General features: G+C 63.4%; 17 protein-coding genes and 1 pseudogene. 9 read left to right on the plus strand and 9 right to left on the minus strand.

Features of this window, described 5'->3' with window-relative positions:
- Positions 1 to 444 (minus strand): LysR family transcriptional regulator (locus Q0W88_RS09060; protein ID WP_297802506.1); only part of this gene is annotated, 444 nt, incomplete at its 3' end.
- 110 nt (positions 445 to 554) lie between these two features.
- On the opposite strand from Q0W88_RS09060, the gene aceB reads away from it, so the two are divergent.
- From aceB to Q0W88_RS09075, 3 genes are all read left to right on the plus strand, one after another.
- Positions 555 to 2,138 carry a malate synthase A gene (gene aceB, locus Q0W88_RS09065; protein WP_297802509.1) on the plus strand — a complete coding sequence of 528 codons (1,584 nt, stop codon included), beginning with the start codon at positions 555 to 557 and terminating at the stop codon, positions 2,136 to 2,138.
- Between the two features lie 20 nt (positions 2,139 to 2,158).
- The gene (gene aceA, locus Q0W88_RS09070) at positions 2,159 to 3,448 is read left to right on the plus strand and encodes an isocitrate lyase (protein WP_297802512.1); all 1,290 of its coding nucleotides are present in this window, start codon (positions 2,159 to 2,161) and stop codon (positions 3,446 to 3,448) included.
- 171 nt (positions 3,449 to 3,619) lie between these two features.
- Positions 3,620 to 4,273 carry an OmpA family protein gene (locus Q0W88_RS09075; protein ID WP_297802514.1) on the plus strand — a complete coding sequence of 218 codons (654 nt, stop codon included), beginning with the start codon at positions 3,620 to 3,622 and terminating at the stop codon, positions 4,271 to 4,273.
- 51 nt (positions 4,274 to 4,324) lie between these two features.
- Here Q0W88_RS09075 and Q0W88_RS09080 read toward each other — a convergent pair whose 3' ends face one another.
- The 5 genes from Q0W88_RS09080 to Q0W88_RS09100 are packed head-to-tail and all read right to left on the minus strand — an operon-like array spanning position 4,325 to position 7,271.
- A complete protein-coding gene (locus Q0W88_RS09080; protein ID WP_297802517.1) occupies positions 4,325 to 4,720 on the minus strand; it encodes a GFA family protein in 396 nt (131 codons plus the stop codon).
- A complete protein-coding gene (locus Q0W88_RS09085) occupies positions 4,720 to 5,034 on the minus strand; it encodes a rhodanese-like domain-containing protein (RefSeq protein ID WP_297802520.1) in 315 nt (104 codons plus the stop codon). The genes Q0W88_RS09080 and Q0W88_RS09085 overlap by 1 nt, the downstream gene beginning before the upstream one ends.
- 53 nt (positions 5,035 to 5,087) lie before the next feature.
- On the minus strand, positions 5,088 to 5,408 hold the full coding sequence (locus Q0W88_RS09090) for a metalloregulator ArsR/SmtB family transcription factor (RefSeq protein WP_297802524.1): 321 nt from the start codon (positions 5,406 to 5,408) through the stop codon (positions 5,088 to 5,090).
- Between the two features lie 54 nt (positions 5,409 to 5,462).
- Positions 5,463 to 6,986 (minus strand): YifB family Mg chelatase-like AAA ATPase, encoded by a 1,524-nt coding sequence (locus Q0W88_RS09095; RefSeq protein ID WP_297802527.1) that lies wholly within the window; start codon positions 6,984 to 6,986, stop codon positions 5,463 to 5,465.
- A gap of 21 nt (positions 6,987 to 7,007) precedes the next feature.
- Entirely contained in the window at positions 7,008 to 7,271 is a 264-nt protein-coding gene (locus tag Q0W88_RS09100) for an accessory factor UbiK family protein (protein WP_297802530.1), read from the minus strand.
- A gap of 161 nt (positions 7,272 to 7,432) precedes the next feature.
- On the opposite strand from Q0W88_RS09100, the gene glnK reads away from it, so the two are divergent.
- Positions 7,433 to 7,771, plus strand: coding sequence for a P-II family nitrogen regulator (gene glnK / locus Q0W88_RS09105; protein WP_297802533.1), 339 nt, complete (start codon positions 7,433 to 7,435; stop codon positions 7,769 to 7,771).
- A 14-nt stretch (positions 7,772 to 7,785) separates the two neighbouring features.
- Here the strand turns inward: glnK and hemF are convergent.
- Positions 7,786 to 8,662: pseudogene (gene hemF, locus Q0W88_RS09110) on the minus strand (oxygen-dependent coproporphyrinogen oxidase).
- A gap of 52 nt (positions 8,663 to 8,714) precedes the next feature.
- Between hemF and Q0W88_RS09115 the strand changes: the two are divergent.
- Together Q0W88_RS09115 and Q0W88_RS09120 are read left to right on the plus strand one after the other, a co-directional pair.
- On the plus strand, positions 8,715 to 9,602 hold the full coding sequence (locus tag Q0W88_RS09115) for a pteridine-dependent deoxygenase (protein WP_297802536.1): 888 nt from the start codon (positions 8,715 to 8,717) through the stop codon (positions 9,600 to 9,602).
- A 96-nt stretch (positions 9,603 to 9,698) separates the two neighbouring features.
- Complete coding sequence (locus Q0W88_RS09120; protein ID WP_297802539.1) at positions 9,699 to 10,073, plus strand: hypothetical protein; 375 nt, start codon at positions 9,699 to 9,701, stop codon at positions 10,071 to 10,073.
- Positions 10,074 to 10,119: 46 nt separating this feature from the next.
- On the opposite strand, the gene Q0W88_RS09125 is transcribed toward Q0W88_RS09120, so the two are convergent.
- Positions 10,120 to 12,459: a S9 family peptidase gene (locus Q0W88_RS09125; protein WP_297802542.1), complete on the minus strand. Its 2,340-nt coding sequence runs from the start codon at positions 12,457 to 12,459 to the stop codon at positions 10,120 to 10,122.
- A 101-nt stretch (positions 12,460 to 12,560) separates the two neighbouring features.
- On the opposite strand from Q0W88_RS09125, the gene Q0W88_RS09130 reads away from it, so the two are divergent.
- Positions 12,561 to 12,830, plus strand: a complete 270-nt coding sequence (locus Q0W88_RS09130) for a YcgL domain-containing protein (RefSeq protein WP_297802545.1) — start codon at positions 12,561 to 12,563, stop codon at positions 12,828 to 12,830.
- On the plus strand, positions 12,823 to 15,918 hold the full coding sequence (locus Q0W88_RS09135; RefSeq protein WP_297802548.1) for an ankyrin repeat domain-containing protein: 3,096 nt from the start codon (positions 12,823 to 12,825) through the stop codon (positions 15,916 to 15,918). The genes Q0W88_RS09130 and Q0W88_RS09135 overlap by 8 nt, the downstream gene beginning before the upstream one ends.
- Here Q0W88_RS09135 and Q0W88_RS09140 read toward each other — a convergent pair.
- A complete protein-coding gene (locus Q0W88_RS09140; RefSeq protein ID WP_297802551.1) occupies positions 15,909 to 17,702 on the minus strand; it encodes a monovalent cation:proton antiporter-2 (CPA2) family protein in 1,794 nt (597 codons plus the stop codon). The genes Q0W88_RS09135 and Q0W88_RS09140 overlap by 10 nt on opposite strands.
- Positions 17,703 to 17,832: 130 nt before the next feature.
- Between Q0W88_RS09140 and Q0W88_RS09145 the strand changes: the two genes are divergently transcribed.
- A partial coding sequence (locus Q0W88_RS09145) for a hypothetical protein (RefSeq protein ID WP_297802554.1) occupies positions 17,833 to 18,536 on the plus strand: 704 nt, incomplete at its 3' end.

The raw sequence follows: 18,536 nt of genomic DNA on the forward strand, positions 1-18,536 counted from the left end.
CTGCCCGGTAACGTTATGCAGAAATAACTGTACTTTAGGGTGGTTTTCGCGGAATTTAGACACGATTTCAGGAAGAAGATACAAAATCGTCGAACTCCCGGCGGCGATATGCAGTTCTGCTGTTTCCTGATTGCCGACCTTTTCCTGGAAATCCTTGTCGATGCGGTCCAGTCCTTCCACCAGCGGACGGGCCAGATCATACAGGGCGGCGCCCTCCTGGGTCAGGGTCCAGCGCCGGCCAAATCGCTCGAACAGGCGGGTGCCGAATTCGCGCTCCAAGGCCTGAAGCTGCAAAGTGACGGCCGGTTGGCTGAGAAACAGGGATTCGGCCGCGCGCGATACCGAGCCCAGACGGGCGGTCTGGCAGAAGGCGCGCAGGGGTTTCAGGCGATCGCCCTTGTAATAAAATCGCGGCTGGGCTTTTTTCTTCGGCGCTTTCGTCATGATTTTCCCCGTTATTTACATAACTATAACATTTGTTAATATTATTTATTGAAACATTTGTTTTGTCAAATATTCAATCGAGGTCTACGGTCTTGGCAAAGGAGACCGCCATGACCCTCGCCCAGAAACAGCTGCTACCCCATCCCCAAATCCAGTTTGAGCCCGAACCGGCTGCCTCGGCGCTATTGGACGATGGTGCGCTGGCGTTTCTGCTGACGCTGCACACCGCGTTCGAATCCGGCCGGCAGGCGTTGCTGCAGGCACGCCAGGCGCAGAAAGGCATCGTGCCGAGTTTCGATGAGCATACCGCAAACCTGCGTGCCGCCGAATGGCGTGCCGCCCCGATTCCGGAAATCCTGCAGCAGCGCGCGGTTGAAATCACCGGCCCGGTCGATGCCAAAACCGTGATCAATGCCCTGAACTCCGACGCCGACGTGTTCATGGCCGATTTCGAGGATTCCACCGCGCCGACCTGGCACAACCTGCTCAATGGCCAGCAGGTATTGCAGGACGCCGTGCGCGGCAGCGTGCAGTTCGCGGCCGGAACACCCGAAGCACCGGTCTATCGCTTGAAGCCGGAACGACGCACGGTGCTGATGGTGCGTCCGCGCGGCCTGCATCTGCCGGAGCGGCATGTGCGCATCGACGGCGAATCGATGTCGGGCCTTCTGTTCGATCTCGGTCTGTTCGCTTTCCACAATGCCGCGGCCCTGTCGGCGCAGCAACGCGGGCCGTTTTTTTACATCCCCAAACTGCAATCGTATGCAGAAGCGCAGTGGATCGATGCCGTGCTGTCATTCCTTGAAAAAAGTCTGGGCTTGCCCGAGGGCCAGATGAAAGTCACGGTGCTGATTGAAACCCTGCCGGCTGCGTTCCAGATGGATGAAATCATCCATGCCCTGCGCGCGCGCATCGTTGGTCTGAATTGCGGACGATGGGATTACATCTTCTCCGGCATCAAAACCCTGCATCGGCAGCCCGGTTTCATGCTGCCCGAACGCAGCCAGATCGGCATGGGCACGCACTTCCTCAACAGCTACGCCACGCGCCTGATCCAGACCTGCCATCGGCGCGGCATTCTGGCCATGGGCGGCATGGCTGCGCAGATACCCAACCGTCACGATGCGATTGCCAACGAAACCGCGCTGGCCAAAGTCCGCGCCGACAAACAACGCGAAGCCACGCTCGGCCATGACGGCACCTGGGTCGCGCATCCGGGACTGATCAGCATCGCGCGCAGCGCATTCGCGGCGGTCATGCCCGGCCCCAATCAGCTGCAGGTCATGCCCTTACCCGACATCCGTGCCGACGATCTGCTCAAACCCTGCACCGGGAGCATCACGCCGGAAGGCTTCAACGATACGGTGGAAGTGTGCGTGCGCTATCTGGCGGCCTGGCTCTCGGGCACCGGCTGCGTGGCCATCCACGGCCTGATGGAAGACGCCGCCACCGCCGAAATCTGCCGCAGCCAACTCTGGCTGTGGCTGCATAAACCGGATCTGCATCTGAGCGACGGCACCGTGCTGTGTTGGGGCCTGTTCGATGCCGCGTTGCTGGCGTTGCCGAACCGTCTGCGCAAGGAAGGTATCGTTGGCCATGCCCGTGTCGACGATGCCATCGTGTTGCTTGAGTCCTTGGTGCGATCGCCCGAACTCGCCGATTTCCTCACCTTGCCCGCCTACGACCTTCTTTAATCCACTCCAGGAGAACCGCCATGAATACGCAAACCCTCAACGCCGAACAACTGAAACAGCATTGGCAGACCGATGCCCGCTGGACCGGCATCACCCGCGGTTACAGCGCCGAGGAAGTGGTGCGCCTGCGCGGCACCGTCGCCATCGATCACAGTCTGGCGCGTCTCGGTGCCGGCAAGCTGTGGAACAGCCTGAACAGCACGGACTTCGTCAACGCGCTCGGTGCGATGACCGGCAACCAGGCCATGCAACAGGTCAAGGCCGGATTGAAAGCCATTTATCTCTCGGGCTGGCAGGTGGCCGCCGATGCCAATGTCGCCGGCGAAATGTACCCCGATCAGTCGCTGTATCCGGCTAACTCGGTGCCCTTGGTGGTCAAGCGCATCAACAACACCCTGCTGCGCGCCGACCAGCTGCATCACGCCGAAGGCAAAGACGACATCGATTGGCTGCAGCCGATCGTGGCCGATGCCGAAGCCGGTTTCGGCGGCGTGCTGAATGCCTTTGAACTGATGAAGGCGATGATCGAGGCCGGCGCCGCCGGCGTGCATTTCGAAGACCAGCTGGCCTCGGTGAAGAAATGCGGACACATGGGCGGCAAGGTGCTGGTTCCGACCCAGGAAGCGGTGCAGAAACTCATCGCCGCGCGCCTGGCCGCCGATGTCATGGGCGTGCCGACGATTCTGGTGGCACGCACTGATGCCGAAGCCGCCGATCTGATCACCTCCGATATCGATGACAACGACAAACCGTTCTGCACCGGCGAGCGTACCGTCGAAGGTTTTTACAAAACCCGTCCGGGCATCGATCAGGCCATCTCGCGCGGCTTGGCTTATGCCCCCTACGCCGATCTGGTGTGGTGCGAAACCGGCAAGCCCGATCTGGAATTCGCGCGGCAATTCGCCGAAGCCATCCACGCCAAATTCCCGGGCAAGCTGTTGGCCTACAACTGCTCGCCGAGTTTCAACTGGAAAAAGAATCTCGACGATGCCACCATCGCCAAATTCCAGAAGGAACTCGGGGCCATGGGCTACAAATTCCAGTTCATCACCCTGGCCGGTTTCCATGCCCTGAACTACGGCATGTTCGATCTGGCGCACGGTTATGCCCGCCGCCAGATGAGCGCCTTCGTGGAACTGCAGGAGCGCGAATTCGCCGCCGCCGACCGCGGCTTCACCGCGGTCAAACATCAGCGTGAAGTCGGTACCGGCTACTTCGATACGGTGACCCAGACCATCCAGGCCGGTACCAGCTCCACCACCGCGCTGAAAGGCTCGACCGAAGAGGAACAGTTCACGCAGGCCGCCTGAATCCTTGATGAGCGCGCCCGGGTAAACGCCGGCAATGCCGGCGTTTGCCGCTTTCATGGATTACAAATTATTCACAATTCGGGCTTGGGATTCTGATTCAATGGCCACATGCTCTGTGTATGCAGGGCAAACGGGCCGCCAAAGCCCATCATCGTTTCCGAGGACCTCACCATGAAAATCAACCATCTGCTTATCGCCGCATCCCTGACCGCTTTCGTTGCCGGCTGCGCCACCAGTCCGGACGATCCGAACGCTAAAGCCAAACAGAAGGCCGCCATCGGTGCCGCCATCGGTACCGCCGCCGGTCTGTTGACCGGTGACAGCGCCACCGAACGCCGCCAGCATGCCATGGTCGGTGCTGCCATCGGTGCCGGTGTCGGCGCCGGTGTCGGCCACTACCAGGACAAACAGGAAGCAGCACTGCGCAAACAGCTGCAGGGGACCGGCGTCGATGTCGTGCGCGAAGGCAACAACATCACGCTCGACATGCCCAGCGGCATCACCTTCGGTTTCAACAGTTCGGATGTGAATGCCCAGTTCTATCCGGTGCTCGACAAGGTTTCCGCAACCCTGAGCGAATACAACCAGACCACGGTCAATGTCGTCGGCCATACCGACAGCATCGGCAGTGAAGCCGCCAACCAAGCACTCTCCGAGCGCCGCGCCCGCAGTGTTTCCGGTTATTTGCAGTCGCACGGCGTCGCCGCGCAGCGTCTGGTGGTCTCGGGCCGGGGCGAAACCCAGCCGGTCGATACCAACGACACCGAAGCCGGCCGTGCCAACAACCGCCGGGTGGAGATCACCCTGGTGCCGATTGCCCAGTAAACACGGAGTGCGTTTCACCGTAATCGAGGGATGGCTCAGGCCATCCCTTTTTCATTCGGGGCTGTGCGGCAGGCCGTCATCCAGATGCAGCCAGAGCTGGTGCGTGTCCCAGTTCACATGCGCCTGCGGCACACGATCAAGCGCATCGGCGAAATTGACAACGGTAATATGCAGTTCGCCCGGCCAACGTTCGGACTTGAAGAAGAGGGTCGAGCCGCAGTTTTCGCAGAAACCGCGATAGGCGTTTTCGGTGGCGCTGTACCAGCGCAGCACATCGGCCTCATCCTCGATGACGGCGTCCGCTTCGGCAAAGCCGGCCCAGGTCACGAAGGCGGCCCCGGCGTTTTTCTGGCAGAGCGTACAGTGGCAATGCGCCATCCACAGGCTCGGCAGCGCCACGGAAAATTTCAGTGCACCGCACAGGCAGGAGCCGTGCACGCGCGGCATCAGCGGGTCGGCAGTCCGGCGGTAACCCAGGCCAGCATTCCGCCATCAACGTTGATGGCATGGCTGCCAAGCAGCTGGCAGGCCATGGCGCTGCGGCCGCCGCTGCGGCAGATGACCAGAAGGCCATCACTGTCCGGATCAACGCCGGCTTTCACGAAGGCTTTCCGGCCGTTTTTCTGGATCAGTGAAAGCGGCACGTTGATTGCTCCCGGTGCCGAGACCGCATCGAATTCATCGGTTTCGCGCACATCGACCAGAGTCGCGCCGTTTTGATGGCGTTCGGCGGCTTCTTTGACCGGGACGGACTGTGACATGGCGAACATCCTTTTGAAAAATTTCGGAATCACATGATGATACCGCGGCGCGCTCACTCCGGCGAACAATACAGGTCGTGCAGGGTCTGGATGATGGTGGTGACCGGGCCGTCGGCCACCCGGTAAATCACGGTCTGTGCATTCTTCCGGAAACTCACCAGGTTTTTTTCGCGCAGCACGGCCAGATGCTGGGACAGCGCGGACTGGCTCAATGCCAGGCGTTGGTTCATCTGCGAAACGCTCAGTTCACCCTCGATCAGCATGCACAGGATACGCAAACGCTGGGCATTGGCGATCGCCTTGAGTAGCTCGGCCGCCGTCTCGGATTGGGCGACCATGGCATCGGCGGTAAAAAGCGAATGATTCTTATTCATACGCCTATTCTATCGGTAATCCAAGGAATTGCCAGCCGGCGTGAGGGTTCCGATTCAGGGACGCCGCTTTGGAACAGCCAAGGCGCGGTCGAGCTGCCGGTATTGGATGGCTTCGGCCAGATGCGCGGTTCCGATGGCAGGGCTTGCCGCCAGATCGGCGATGGTCCGGGCGACCCGCAGAATCCGGTAGGTGGCGCGCGCCGACAGCTGCAATGCGTTCATGGCCTTGTCGAGCAGCTCCTGGTTGGCGGCGTCCAACTGACAATGCGTTTTCAGATCTGCCTGCGAAAGATGGGCATTGCATACGCCGCTGCGTGCCATCTGCAGGTGCCGTGCGGCCATCACCCGGTCCCGGATGGCGGCACTGCATTCGCCCAGCGGCGCGTTCAGATGCAGCTCTTCGTGGCTCAGCCGGGTCATCGCCAGGTGGATGTCGATGCGGTCCAGCAACGGCCCGGACAGTTTGCCCCGATAGCGTTCAATCGCATCCGGCGTGCATCGGCAACGCCCCGAGCTGTCGCCGAACCAGCCGCAGGGGCAGGGGTTCATCGCCGCCACCAGCTGGAAGCGGGCCGGAAATTCCGCGCTGTTGGCGGCGCGTGAAATGCTGACTGTTCCCGATTCCAAAGGTTGCCGCAGCACCTCCAGGCTTTTCCGGTCCCACTCGGCCAGCTCATCGAGGAACAGCACGCCCTGATGCGCGAGCGAAATTTCGCCGGGTTTGGGCTGGGTGCCGCCGCCGGCCAAGGCCACGGCACTGGAGGTATGGTGCGGGCTACGGAACGGCCGTTGCCGGAAGCGGGTCAGATCCAGCCCTTTGCCCGACACCGAGGCGATGGCCGCGCTTTCGATGGCCTCTTCATCCGAGGCCGGAGGCAGGATTCCGGGCAGGCGCGAAGCCAGCAGGGTTTTGCCGCAACCCGGAGAACCGATCAACAGCATGTGGTGACCACCGGCCGCCGCGATTTCCATGGCCCGGCGCGCGCTGTGTTGGCCACGGACATCGGCCATGTCCGGCATCGGCGCATCGATGAATTCGAATGCCCCGGCGGCTTTCGGCAACTGCCGCTCGCCGCGCAGGTGATGCACCACCTCCATCAGCGTACGCGCCGTGTACAGGTGCTCGGCACGTGCCAGACCGGCTTCGGCGGCATTGCCGAGCGGCACGATCATGCGTCGACCGGCCTGCTTGGCCGCGAGTGCGGCCGGTAACACCCCGTCGATGGCACGCAGTTCGCCGGTCAGCGCCAGCTCGCCGATGAATTCATAGGCGTTCAGCGACTGCGGATCGATCGCGCCGTTGGCGGCCAGAATGCCGAGCGCCAGCGGCAGATCGAAACGGCCGCCGTCTTTGGGCAGATCGGCCGGCGCCAGATTGACCGTGATGCGCCGGTTGGGAAACTCCAGTTGCGCGCAGGATATGGCGGCACGCACGCGGTCGCGGCTTTCACGCACCGCCGCTTCCGGCAGACCGACCATATTAAGGACAGGCAGGCCGGCGGCGAGATAGACTTCGACGCGCACGGCCGGGGCCTGCACGCCGGACTTCGCCCGGCTGTGGACCAGTGCAAGAGACATGGGAAACCCCGCGGGAATGGGTTATTCGGCGGCGTCCTGAGAACGCAGGCGGGCTTCCAGTTGTTCGATGGTGCGCTCCAGCGCATCCATCTTTTCGCGGGTGCGCAAGAGCACGGCGCGCTGCACGTCGAATTCCTCGCGGGTGACCAGATCGAGCTTGGACAGACTCATCTGCAGCGTGGCTTTGATGTTCTGTTCCAGATCTTCCCGGGCCTGCTGCATGCCGGGCGGAACCAGGTTGCTGAGGCGGCGGGCCAAATCATCAATGGCGGCGAGATCGATCATGGGTGGTGCTCCGTGTGGGTTTCGCTCAGTGTGCCGGCCGGACCCGGGCGGGTCTGTCATCCGTTCTGCCGAAACGCCCGGTTATTTTCCTATAATTCGGTGGGAAAGCCCACCGGTTTCGCGGGATTTTCGCTATGCTGAGGATAAATCGGGAGATTCCTATGAAAATGGTGATGGCCATCATCAAGCCGTTCAAACTCGACGACGTGCGTGAAGCACTCAGCGAGGTCGGCGTGACCGGCGTGACGGTGACGGAAGTGAAGGGATTCGGGCGCCAGAAAGGCCACACCGAGCTGTACCGCGGCGCCGAATACGTGGTCGATTTCCTGCCCAAGATCAAACTGGAAGTGGCGGTCGCCTCCGACCAGCTCGAACGGGTGGTGGAAGCCATCCAGACTTCGGCCAACAGCGGCAAGATCGGCGACGGCAAGATCTTCGTGTACGAACTCGAGCGCGTGGTGCGCATCCGTACCGGCGAGCTGGACGGGGATGCGTTGTAAGCAAGGTCTTAGCCTTACCCGAATTCCTTCAGCCACTCCCTCGGCACCAGATAGTCACTGAGTTTCGCCTCGGCACTTCCCGCTTCCGGCGTGTATTGATATTCGAAACGCACGCGTGGTGGCAGGCTCATCAAAATGCTTTCGGTACGGCCGCCGCTTTGCAGGCCGAACAGCGTACCGCGATCCCACACTAAGTTGAATTCCACATAGCGCCCGCGCCGGTACAGCTGGAATTCGCGTTCGCGTTCGCCGTAGGGCGTGTTTTTGCGACGCTCCACGATCGGAATGTAGGCATCGACTCTTGTCGAAGCCGTCGGCATTGAAGTCGTCGAAGAATAGCCCGCCGACCCCCCGGGTTTCGTTGCGGTGTTTCAGGAAAAAGTATTTATCGCACCAGGCCTTGTGTTCGACATAACGGCTCGGGCCAAACGGGGCGCACAGATCATGCGCCACCGTGTGCCAGTGGCGGATGTCGTCATCGAACGGATAGAACGGGGTCAGATCGAAACCGCCGCCGAACCACCAGATCGGGTCGCGGCCTTCCGGCGTGGCCTGGAAGAAACGCACATTGGCGTGCGAGGTCGGCACGTACGGATTTTCCGGATGGATGACCAGCGAGACGCCCACCGCCTTCCACGGCGCGCCCGCCAGTTCCGGCCGATGCGCCGTGGCCGAAGCGGGCAGAGTATTGCCGGACACTTCCGAATAGCCGACGCCGGCCTGTTCGAACACCGCGCCTGCCTTCAGCACCCGCGAGCGTCCGCCGCCGCCTTCGGGGCGCTGCCAGCGGTCTTCGGCAAAATGGCCGCCGCCGTCACTGGCTTCCAGCGCGGCGCAGATGCGGTCCTGCAGGGATTGCAAATAATGGCTGACGGTGTCGAACGGGTTCATGGACGGAGCCGGTAATGGTCTGCGTCCATGATACCGCGCCCGTGGGCTTATAATGAACACGATGAGCTTGCCGACGACTCCGCCCGATATCCATTTCAGTGACGACTGCGCGCAAGCGATGCCGTTCCGCTTCCGCGGCGAAGGCGCCTTGCCCTGCACCTATCTGGCCGGCAACACCGCCGCCGAATGCTGGCACATGGGCCCGGATTACGGCTTCACCGCCCTGCATGTGCAGGAAAGCGGTGATCTGGTCTCCGACACCCGCGCGGCCTATACCGAACTGCTGAGCCGCGTCCGCAGCTCGGCGCATCCATTCCTGATCCGCATCTGGAATTATTTCGGCGACATCAACCTCGGCGACGAAGATGCCGAACGCTACCGCCAGTTCTGCGTCGGACGGGCGCAGGCGGTCGATGCCGAATTCAACAATCCGCCGCCGGCCGCCACCGCCATCGGTGCGTCCCGGCAGGACGGCCTGCATGTGATCGCGCTGTGCAGCAAGGAGCCGGCGATCGCCCTGGAGAATCCGCGGCAGACGCCGGCCTGGCAGTATCCGCGCCAGTACGGCAAGGTCTCGCCCGGCTTCTCGCGCGGCGCACTGCTCGAAGCCGGCAGCGCGCACCCGCTGCTGCTCGCCTCCGGCACCGCCAGCATCGTCGGCCACGCCTCGGTGCATGTCGGCGATGTCGCCGAACAATGCCGTGAAAGCCTGTGCAATCTGCGCGCTCTGCTCGATGTAGGCGAAAAACACGGGGGCGTACCGTTCGCTTTCGGCCAATGCCGTGCCCTGCGCGTGTATATCCGCGATCCGCAGCATCTGCAGGCGGTGCGCACGGTATTCGAAGCCAGCGGCCTGCCGCCGGAAAACATCGTGTATCTTCACGGTGACGTCTGCCGCCGCGAACTCGCGGTCGAGCTCGAAGGCGTCTTCGCCGCCTGATCCGTCCGGAGTTTTCTGCTATAGTCCGGCCTAAGCGCAGGGCAACGCCGCACCGCTGCGCCGCCATACACAAAGCGGCACTCAGGGGAAATCGCAATGGAAAACACTTCCACCACGGCGTGGTTCAAGCTTGCCGTTCTCTATCTTGTCGCCGGCGTCGCGCTCGGCCTGCACATGGCCAAATCCGGCGATCACGGCATGTATCCGGTGCACGCGCACATCAATCTGCTCGGCTGGGTCTCGATGGCCCTGTTCGGCCTGATCTACCGGCAGTTTCCGGCGCTGGCCGGCAACAAACTGGCGAAGGCGCACTTCTGGCTGTACAACCTGGCATTGCCGGTCAACATGGCGACCCTGTTCATGTATCTGGGCGGCAATGTTGCCATCGAGCCGGTGCTTGGCGTGGCGTCGATGGTACTCGGTCTGGCCATCGCCATTTTCGCCATCAATGTGGTGAAAAACGCGAAATAAGCCGTGCCCATGCGCTGAAAGAAAAGGCGCCTTGCGGCGCCTTTTCTCATTTCGCTTTCAGATTCGCTTCGAACAGCTCATAGATCCGCCGATACTGGTCGTACCAGCTTTCCGGCTGCACATAGCCGTGGCGCTCGAGCGGATAGGACGCCATCGTCCAGTTGCCCTTCTTCATTTCAATCAGACGCTGCGAAAGCCGCACCGAGTCCTGGTAGAACACGTTGTCGTCCATCATGCCGTGGCTGATTAAGAGCGCACCCTTCAGGTTCTGGACGTATTCGATCGGCGAGGATTTCCGGTAGGCTTCGGGATCGATGTCCGGGGTGTTCAGGATGTTGGCGGTGTATTCGTGGTTGTAGGTGGTCCAGTCGGTGACCGGGCGCAGCGCGGCGCCGGCCTTGAAGGCGTCCGGGGCGCGGAACAGGGCCATGAAACTCATGAAGCCGCCGTAGCTGCCGCCGTAGATGCCGACATTGGCCCGGTCGCCCTGGTGCTTGGCGACCATGTAATCGACGCCGTCGAGGTAATCCTCCAGTTCCGGATGGCCCATCTGCCGGTAGATGGCGGTGCGCCAGTCGCGGCCGTAACCTTCCGAGGCCCGGTAGTCCATGTCGAGCACCACGTAACCCTGTTGTACCAGCAGATTATGGAACATCTGCTCGCGGAAATAATTCGGGTAGCGTGCGCTCACGTTCTGCAGATAGCCGGCGCCGTGCACGAACATCGCGATCGGGTATTTTTTCCCGGCCTCGGCGTTTTTCGGACGGTACAGCTTGGCCCAGATCACCCCGGCGCCGTGTTTGGACGGCACCTGCACGTATTCCGGTTCGATCCAGCCGCGCGCCTTGAATTCGGCGCTGCGGGTATCGGTCAGTTTCCGGGTCTCGCCGCTGCCGGCATCGACCAATGCCAGCTGCGCCGGCAGATAGCTGCCGGAATAGCGCACGGCCAGACGTTTGCCGTCGGGCGACAGGCTGAAATCCTCGACGCCGTCGAGCGCGGTCACTTCGCGCAGATCGCTGCCGTCACGGTTGATCCGGCAGACTTCGTAATCGCCCGGCCAGCGCCGGTTGCACAGGAAATAGGCCCGGGTGCCGGCGGCATCCCACTGCACGCTGCTGGCCTCGTAGTTTCCGGAGGTCAGCATTTTCGCGGCCTTGCCCTCACCCACATACAGATGGCTGTAGCCGCTCTGTTCGGACAGGTACCAGAAACGGTTGTCGGGCAGGAAACCGTACTCGTTGAAGCTCCAGTTGATCCAGGCCGGATCGGTCAGGCGGTGGCGCACGTTCAGCTTGCCGCCGTCGAAATCGACACCGACCAGCCAGCGGTCCTTGTTGTCGACCGCCCGCACCATCAATGCGACCTGCGACCCGTCGCTGCTCCACACCGCCGGCGCCTCCATGCGTACCGCGCGGTTGCCTTTCAGCGGGTCGAGCTTCTGCGCCTTGCGCAGGCCCGCCAGCGGATCGGCGGCGATGCCGGGCAGGATGGATAAATCGAGTTCGCGCACACGCTGCGTGCGCACATCGACCAGCCACAGTTTCTGCGCCAGCGGCATGTTGCGGCCGACCCGCGTGCGCACGTTTTCGAATTCCTCGAAGCCGCTTTCGGTCACGTATTTCGGCATCTTGCCGGCCTGGCCTTCGTCGGCGCCTTTCTCGGTGGTGATGACCAGCGCGTAGCGGCCGTCCGGCGACAGCGAACTGCCGGAAACATCGACCTTGCCGCCGAGATAGGTGGCCGGCATCGCGCCGCTGCCGTCAGCGGCACGGCGTTCATCGCGGTCCTTGTTCAGGGCTTCGCGTTCGGCCTTCTGCCGGGCCAGTGTGGCGATCAGGCGGAGTTCATGCGCGCTTGCCGCGCTTGTCGGCGGGGTTTTCTTCGGATCGTTTTCCGTCTTCAGCTGCAGTACCGGTTCGATCAGGCCGTTCCGCGACGCAAACCAGTCGTTGCCGCGCTGGAACAGGACGCTGCCGTCGGTGCCGAACACCGGATTGGTTTCGGCTTCCGCGCTCCGGGTAATCTGTACCAGGCTGTTACTGCCAAGCTGACGCAGGAACACATCGCCCTGGCGCACGAATACGGCGCGCTGTCGGCTGCGGTCGAAACTCTGCTGGGCTTCGTCGAGCTGTGCCCAGCCCGTGTTCTCAACGCGTTGGCTGGCGCCGTCCGCACCCACGCGGTAGGTGGCACGCACCGGACTGCCGGTCAGTTTCTGGCGGTAGTACACGGTGCCGGAATCGGCCGACCACCAGGCCTGTTCGACCGGCGTGCCGATCCAATCCGGATGGGCCATGGCCTGGTCGAGCGTGATCGGCGTCTGCGCGCACACGGCGGTAGTGAAAACAAGGGCGGAAACGGACAAAAAGCGGCGGGCGGACATGCGGCATTCCTTGATGAAAACTCCCATAGCGTACCAAATAATAAAGGGCTTTCCTGAAAGCGCGTTGTAGAGGACAATGACGCAAAGGCCTTGGACCGCGTATGCCCGTTTTCGTCTACAAATCCCTGCGCAAACCGGATACCTACCTGTATTTGCCGAAAGCCGACGCTTTCGCATCCCTGCCCGAGACCGTCGCCGCGCCCTTGCAGCCCTGGCAGTTCGTGCTGGAGTTCGAACTCGCGCCCGGAAGGCGCCTGGCGCGCGTCGATGCCGCCGTGCTGCGCGCCAATCTCGATGCGCAGGGCTTCCACCTGCAGTTTCCGCCAAGCGTACTGGATCCTCTGGTCGCCGGGGGCGTGGGCGATGGCTGAGTTCGCCCTGCTGGCGCTGAAACTGGCCGTGTTTCATGCGGTCATGGCGGAGCTCTTGAAAGCCGGCGCCCATCCGAAACAGTGGCGCTTCCTGCCGACGCTGAAATCCATCGGCCATATCGCCGGAGCCTGGCTGCTGCTGCAATGCGGTCTGGCGCTGCTGTTGATCTGGCCGATCCAGGCCGTGCAGCAGACCCAGAGCCTGTTGTCGGCTTTGGCCCTGTCCGTTGCGGCGGGCGTCGTGGCGCTTGGCCTGCAGCGCATCTGGCCGAACTGGGCCCAATGGCAACAGGACTACCGGCAGGGCTGGCCGACCTTCGATGCCGCGCATCCGCTGTTCGCGTTCTGGCGATCGGCCTTGGCCGGAACCGTTCTGCTGGTGCTGGCCGCGCCGGCCTTGCTGAGCGCCGCCGGCTGGGCGTTCTGGCCGCAGGCGTCCAGTCTGTGGTTGCTCGGCTACGGCGTGATCGCCTTGCTTTGGCATGCGGTGGCGGTCAATATCCCCCTGCCGAAAACAGGGGCACCTGGCGAAACGGCAACAGCGGACGCCCCTGTGTCCGCCAAATCGGCGGTGCCATCGCTCGATCCGGATATCGCCCTGTTGCAGGCCGTGCACAACGGCCAGGTCGATGCCGCGCTGCAGGCGCTGGAAGCCGGCGCCAATCCGCATCAGTTGCCGACCGCCGGTGCCAAGGATCAGCGCAGCCTGATGATGATCGCCGGAACGCTCAGCGATCTACGCCTGATGCGCACTCTGATCGGCAAAGGCGTCGACGTGAATGCGTTCCATGCCGGACTGAATCCGCTGCTCAGCGCCACCCGCGACAGCTGGCACGGCCGCTCGGAAGCGGTCACCATGCTGTTGACCAACGGCGCACGCACCGACGTCACCGACGCCGACGGCAATACGCCCTTGCATCATGCCATGCGCAGTACCGACGCTGCCGTGGCCGCCCTGCTGCTGGATGCCGGCGCCGACATCGAGGCCGTCAATACCGAAGGGTTTACGCCGCTGGCGCTGGCCTGCCAGGCCGCGAATTGGCGCATTGCCCGCTACATGCTCGAACGCAAGGCCAAAGTCGAACCGGCCGGAGCGGTGCCGGTGATGATCGCCGCCGCCGGTGCCGAAGACGATGAAATCGGCATCCGCCTGCTGCACAAACACAAAGCCAAGGTCGATGTCCGGAATGCCGCGCAGATGACACCGCTGATGGTGGCCGCACAGGCCGGGCTGACCGAGGTGGTGTCGGCACTGCTCGAGCTCGGCGCCCAGGTCAATGCCCAGGACGATGCCGGAATAACGGCCTACATGCTGGCCGCGCAGGCCGGCGAAGTCGAAGTGCTCAAGCGCCTGCAGGCGCAGCCGAAACTGGCCCGTGCGGCCGTGGATGCGCAGGGCCGCAGCGCATTGGACCACGCGCTGGCCAGCGGCCGCTGGTCGGCCGTGGCCTGCATCGATCCGGCCTATGCCCTGCCCGAGCACCTCAGTGAGGCGCCGTTGCCCGAGCGCCGCAGCACCGGCGGGCAGCAGCTGTTTACCGTGCTCGGCGCCGGCGACACCGCCGCGGCCGACGAGCTCCTGCGTGCCGGGCTGCAGCCGTCGGCGACGGAATGGGGCGAGTTGCTGTTGTCGTTCTGCCAACAGGATCGCCGCGAGGTCATCCATTGGTTGCTGGCCAACGGCGCCGGTCTGTTCAGTGTCGACAGCCAGGGCCGCAGCGTGTACCGGCGCCTGATGGCCGGGACCCAGAACCTGGCGGCACTGCTCGGCCACCTGCTGGCGCTGCCCGTGGCCATTACCGGCCACGGCAGTCTGGCGGCGTATCTGGAGTGCTGTCTGCGCAATGATTTCCACCGGCGCGCCGATGAACAGATTGCCCTGCAGTTGTTGCAACAGGGTGCCGATCCGTTCGGTGCGCAGACCGGTGCGCCGCCGCCGTTGGCTTTGGCGGTGCGCCTGGGTTGGCAGCGCGTGGTCGATGCCCTGCTGGCCTGCGGTGTCGATGTCAATGCCCCGGATGCTGCCGGACTGACCGCCCTGCACCATGCCGCACAACTCGGCCGCGATGGCATGCTGAAGGCGCTGATCAATGCCGGCGGCGATCCCGAGCGCCGGGCCTGCGATGGACAGAGTGCCCTGGGACTGGCTCTGCTCAACGGCAATGGCGAGGCCGTGCTCTGGCTGTCGTGGCCGAACTGGCGGCTGCCCGGACGCAAGCTGTGCGGCATGGATGTTCCGGCGGCGGTTCTGGCCGGCGATGCCGAGGCATTGAAGCGTCTGTTGCTGCTCGGCCTGCCGGTGAATGCACTTGACAGCAAGGGATCGACGGCACTGATCCACGCCTGCGGCCAGGGCCAGACCGCATTGGTGCGTCTGCTGCTCGCGCACGGTGCCGATCCCGGGCGCGCGGCGGCCAGCGGTGCCAATGCCATCTGGGCCGCGTTAAGCCAGGCACATACCGACGTCCTGCAGGAATTGCTGATGGCCGGTGCCGACGTCAATCAGCCCGTGGCCGGGTATCCGCCCTTGCAGCTGGCCTGCGCGCTCGGCAGCACGGAACATGCGGCGATGCTGCTTGAATACGGTGCCGATGTGCAGGCCAGAGACGGCCAGCTGCAGACTGCCCTGCATGCCGCTGCCGCTTTCCTGGCCTCCGACAAGGCCAAGCTCGATTCGGTGTTGCTCATCGACAGCCTGCTACGGGCCGGTGTGGCCGCCGATGCCGCGGACAAACACGGCCAGACCGCACTGCATCTGCTGTGTGGTGCCGGCCTGCAGAAAGCGCAGGGCCTGAAAGAGGCCCTGGTGCTGTCCGCGCTCGACCGTCTGTTGCAGGATGCGCCAACCGTCGATGCGCTCGATGCCCGCGGTTTCACGCCCCTGCATCATGCCGCGGCCCGCGGGTACAGCCAATTGGCCGGACGTCTTCTACGCGCCGGTGCCGACCGTCAGCTGCGCGACAATCTCGGCCGCAGCGCCTACGATTTCGCGGTCATGGGCGGTTTTTCGGAAACCGCCAATCTGCTGCAGGACCGGCCCGAGCGGGTCGACATCGCCAGCCTGCTGATCAAGAAAGATCAGGGCTGACCGGAATCCGGCCGGTCCAGGCGGTCGGCATCGAACAGGGCTTCCAGCTCGCGGTACGCTTCCTCGGCACTTGCAATCAGCGCGGCCTCGTTGTCATGCACCAGATACTGTTCGGCCAGGATGTGTTCGTCGTGCTCGAGGAACAGCCGTGCGTATTCCTCGGCGCGCTCGTGGCGGATGCCGAGGCCGATGAAGGCCAACTTGCCGATTTCGACGCTGGAGTGCAGGGTTTCACGGATGGCGGCAACACCCAAATCCATCAGGCGGAAGGCATGCTGGCGGTTGCGCGCCCGCGCGATGATGCGCAGTTCAGGGTAGTGCCGCTTCGCCAGGCGCGCGATTTTCAGATTGGTTTCGGGATCATCGGCCGTGATGATCAGCAGATCGGCGCCGGCGATGTGCGCCGACTGCAGCACCTCCAGACGCGCCGGATCGCCGAAGTAGATCATGTTGCCGAACTTGCGCGACAGCGCCACCTGCTCGACGCTGTTCTCGAGCGCGATGAACGGAATCTTGCGGGCGCCGAGCATGCGGCCGACGATCTGGCCCATGCGCCCGAAGCCGGCGATGACCACGCGCGGGTGGCCGTCGTCGATGGTGTCGTAGACCGGCGCGGCGGTTTCCAGCGGGTGCCGGTTGAAATACGACTGCAGCAGGGTCAGCAGCACGGGCGTCAGCGCCATGCTGATGCCGACCGCCGCGACCAGACGGTCGCGCAAAAGGGCCTCGATCAGGCCGAAGCGGACCGCGTCGGCGAACACCACGAACGCGAACTCGCCGCCCATGGCCATGCTTGCCGCCAGCAGTACCGCTTCCCGGCGGCCGATACGGCATTGCCGGTAACCCAGCAACAGCAATACCGCGGCCTTGACCGTCATCAGCAGCACGACGCCAAGACCGATCAGCAGCGGATCGGCCATGACCGTCGGCAGATTGACGGTCATGCCGACCGAAATGAAGAACAGTCCGAGCAGCAGGCCCTTGAACGGCTCGACCTGGGCTTCGATTTCATGCCGGAATTCCGAGTCGGCCATGAGCACGCCGGCCACGAAGGCGCCCAGCCCCATCGACAGGCCGACCGAATGCATCAGCCAGCCGGTGCCGACGACGACCAGCAGCGCGGTGGCGGTGAAGATTTCGCGCATCTGGGTCCAGGCCACGGCCCGGAACAGCTGGCGCATCACGTAGCGGCCGAGCAGGATCAGCAGCAGCAAGACCAGAATGGCGGTCAAGGCCATGCTGCCGGTGGATTGGTCATTGCCGGATTGGGCATGGCCGAGCAGGGGAATGGCCGCCAGCAGCGGAATGGCCGCGATGTCCTGGAACAGCAGGATGCCGAAAGCGGCCTTGCCGTGCGCGGAATTCAGCTGTTTGCGTTCGGCCAGCAACTGCAGCACCACCGCCGTCGACGACAGCGCAAGGGCAATGGCCACGATCACCGCGCTCTGCCAGCGCAGCCCGAAGGCCAGCAGGACGGCATACAGCAATGCCGCGCTGAGCAGCACCTGCACCCCGCCGGCAATGAAGATGCGGTGGCGCATCTGCCACAGACGCGGCGGCGACAGCTCCAGCCCGATGATGAACAGCATCATCACCACGCCCAGCTCGGAAATGGCCAGGGTGCTGTCCGGATCGCTGATGACCGCAAACCCGTATGGGCCCAGCAGCAGACCGACGAACAGATAACCGAGGACGGCACTCAAACCGAATCGGCGGAAAATCGGAACCGCAAGCACCGAGGCCAGCAGGAACCAGAGCGCGTCGATCAGGCCGGAATCATGCATGGAAATCCAAGGTTGCGCCGCGCCGCTGCGGCCTGTCTAGAGTATAAACTCTGCAATGAATTCTGCTAGACTCAATCGGTACGGCGCGGCACAGCGCCGGCAGGCGTCATCCGAATTCAGGGGTTAGAAAATGCATCGTACGTTTCAAGTCTGTGGCTTTCTGCTGTCCCTGCTGCCCGCGCTGGCGATGGCGCAGAACACCGAATACACCCGGCGGTTGACCGGCACCATCGATGTTTCCGCGGCCGGCCAGGTGCAGACCTATACCCTGCAGTCCGCCGGGGTGCCGGCCATCGATCAGGGCCTCGGCAATCTGGTCGAGTCGTGGTCGTTCAAGCCGCAGACCGGTATCGCGCCCAAGCCGGTTCGTGCCGAATTCCAGATCACCCTGCTCCGCAGCAGTCCGGAGGACCGCAGTTATTCGGTCAAACGCGTCGAATTCTTTCCGGAAAACGCCCGGATCACCGTGCGCGGCGCCAGTACCGCCGAGGACATGGCCTACTGCAAACAGGCCGATGCCGCACCGCGCCGCGATGTGATCTGTCCGGCCCTGCTGCCGGCCAATGCCGATCTGGCCGCCTCGGCCATCAGTGCCGAAGCCTATGTCGCCATCCGCCGTACCGATGCCGGCCCGGAAGCGGCACTGGCAAGCCTATCCCTGTACGGTAGCCAGAACAGCAAGCTGATCAACAAGGCTGTGCCGCTGGCGAAGAAGGAATTCGCCGCCGCCGCCATGAGCTGGGCCAACAAGAACGCCGCCGCCTTCCTGCAGGACCGCGACTACTTCGTGACCCGGGTCGAATTCGTGCAGTCCAATAACCGGCTGGCCTGGCG

Origin of the sequence: Arenimonas sp. GDDSR-1, from assembly GCF_025980345.1 — a bacterium.
In the GTDB taxonomy this organism is placed as follows: Bacteria; Pseudomonadota; Gammaproteobacteria; order Xanthomonadales; family Xanthomonadaceae; genus Arenimonas.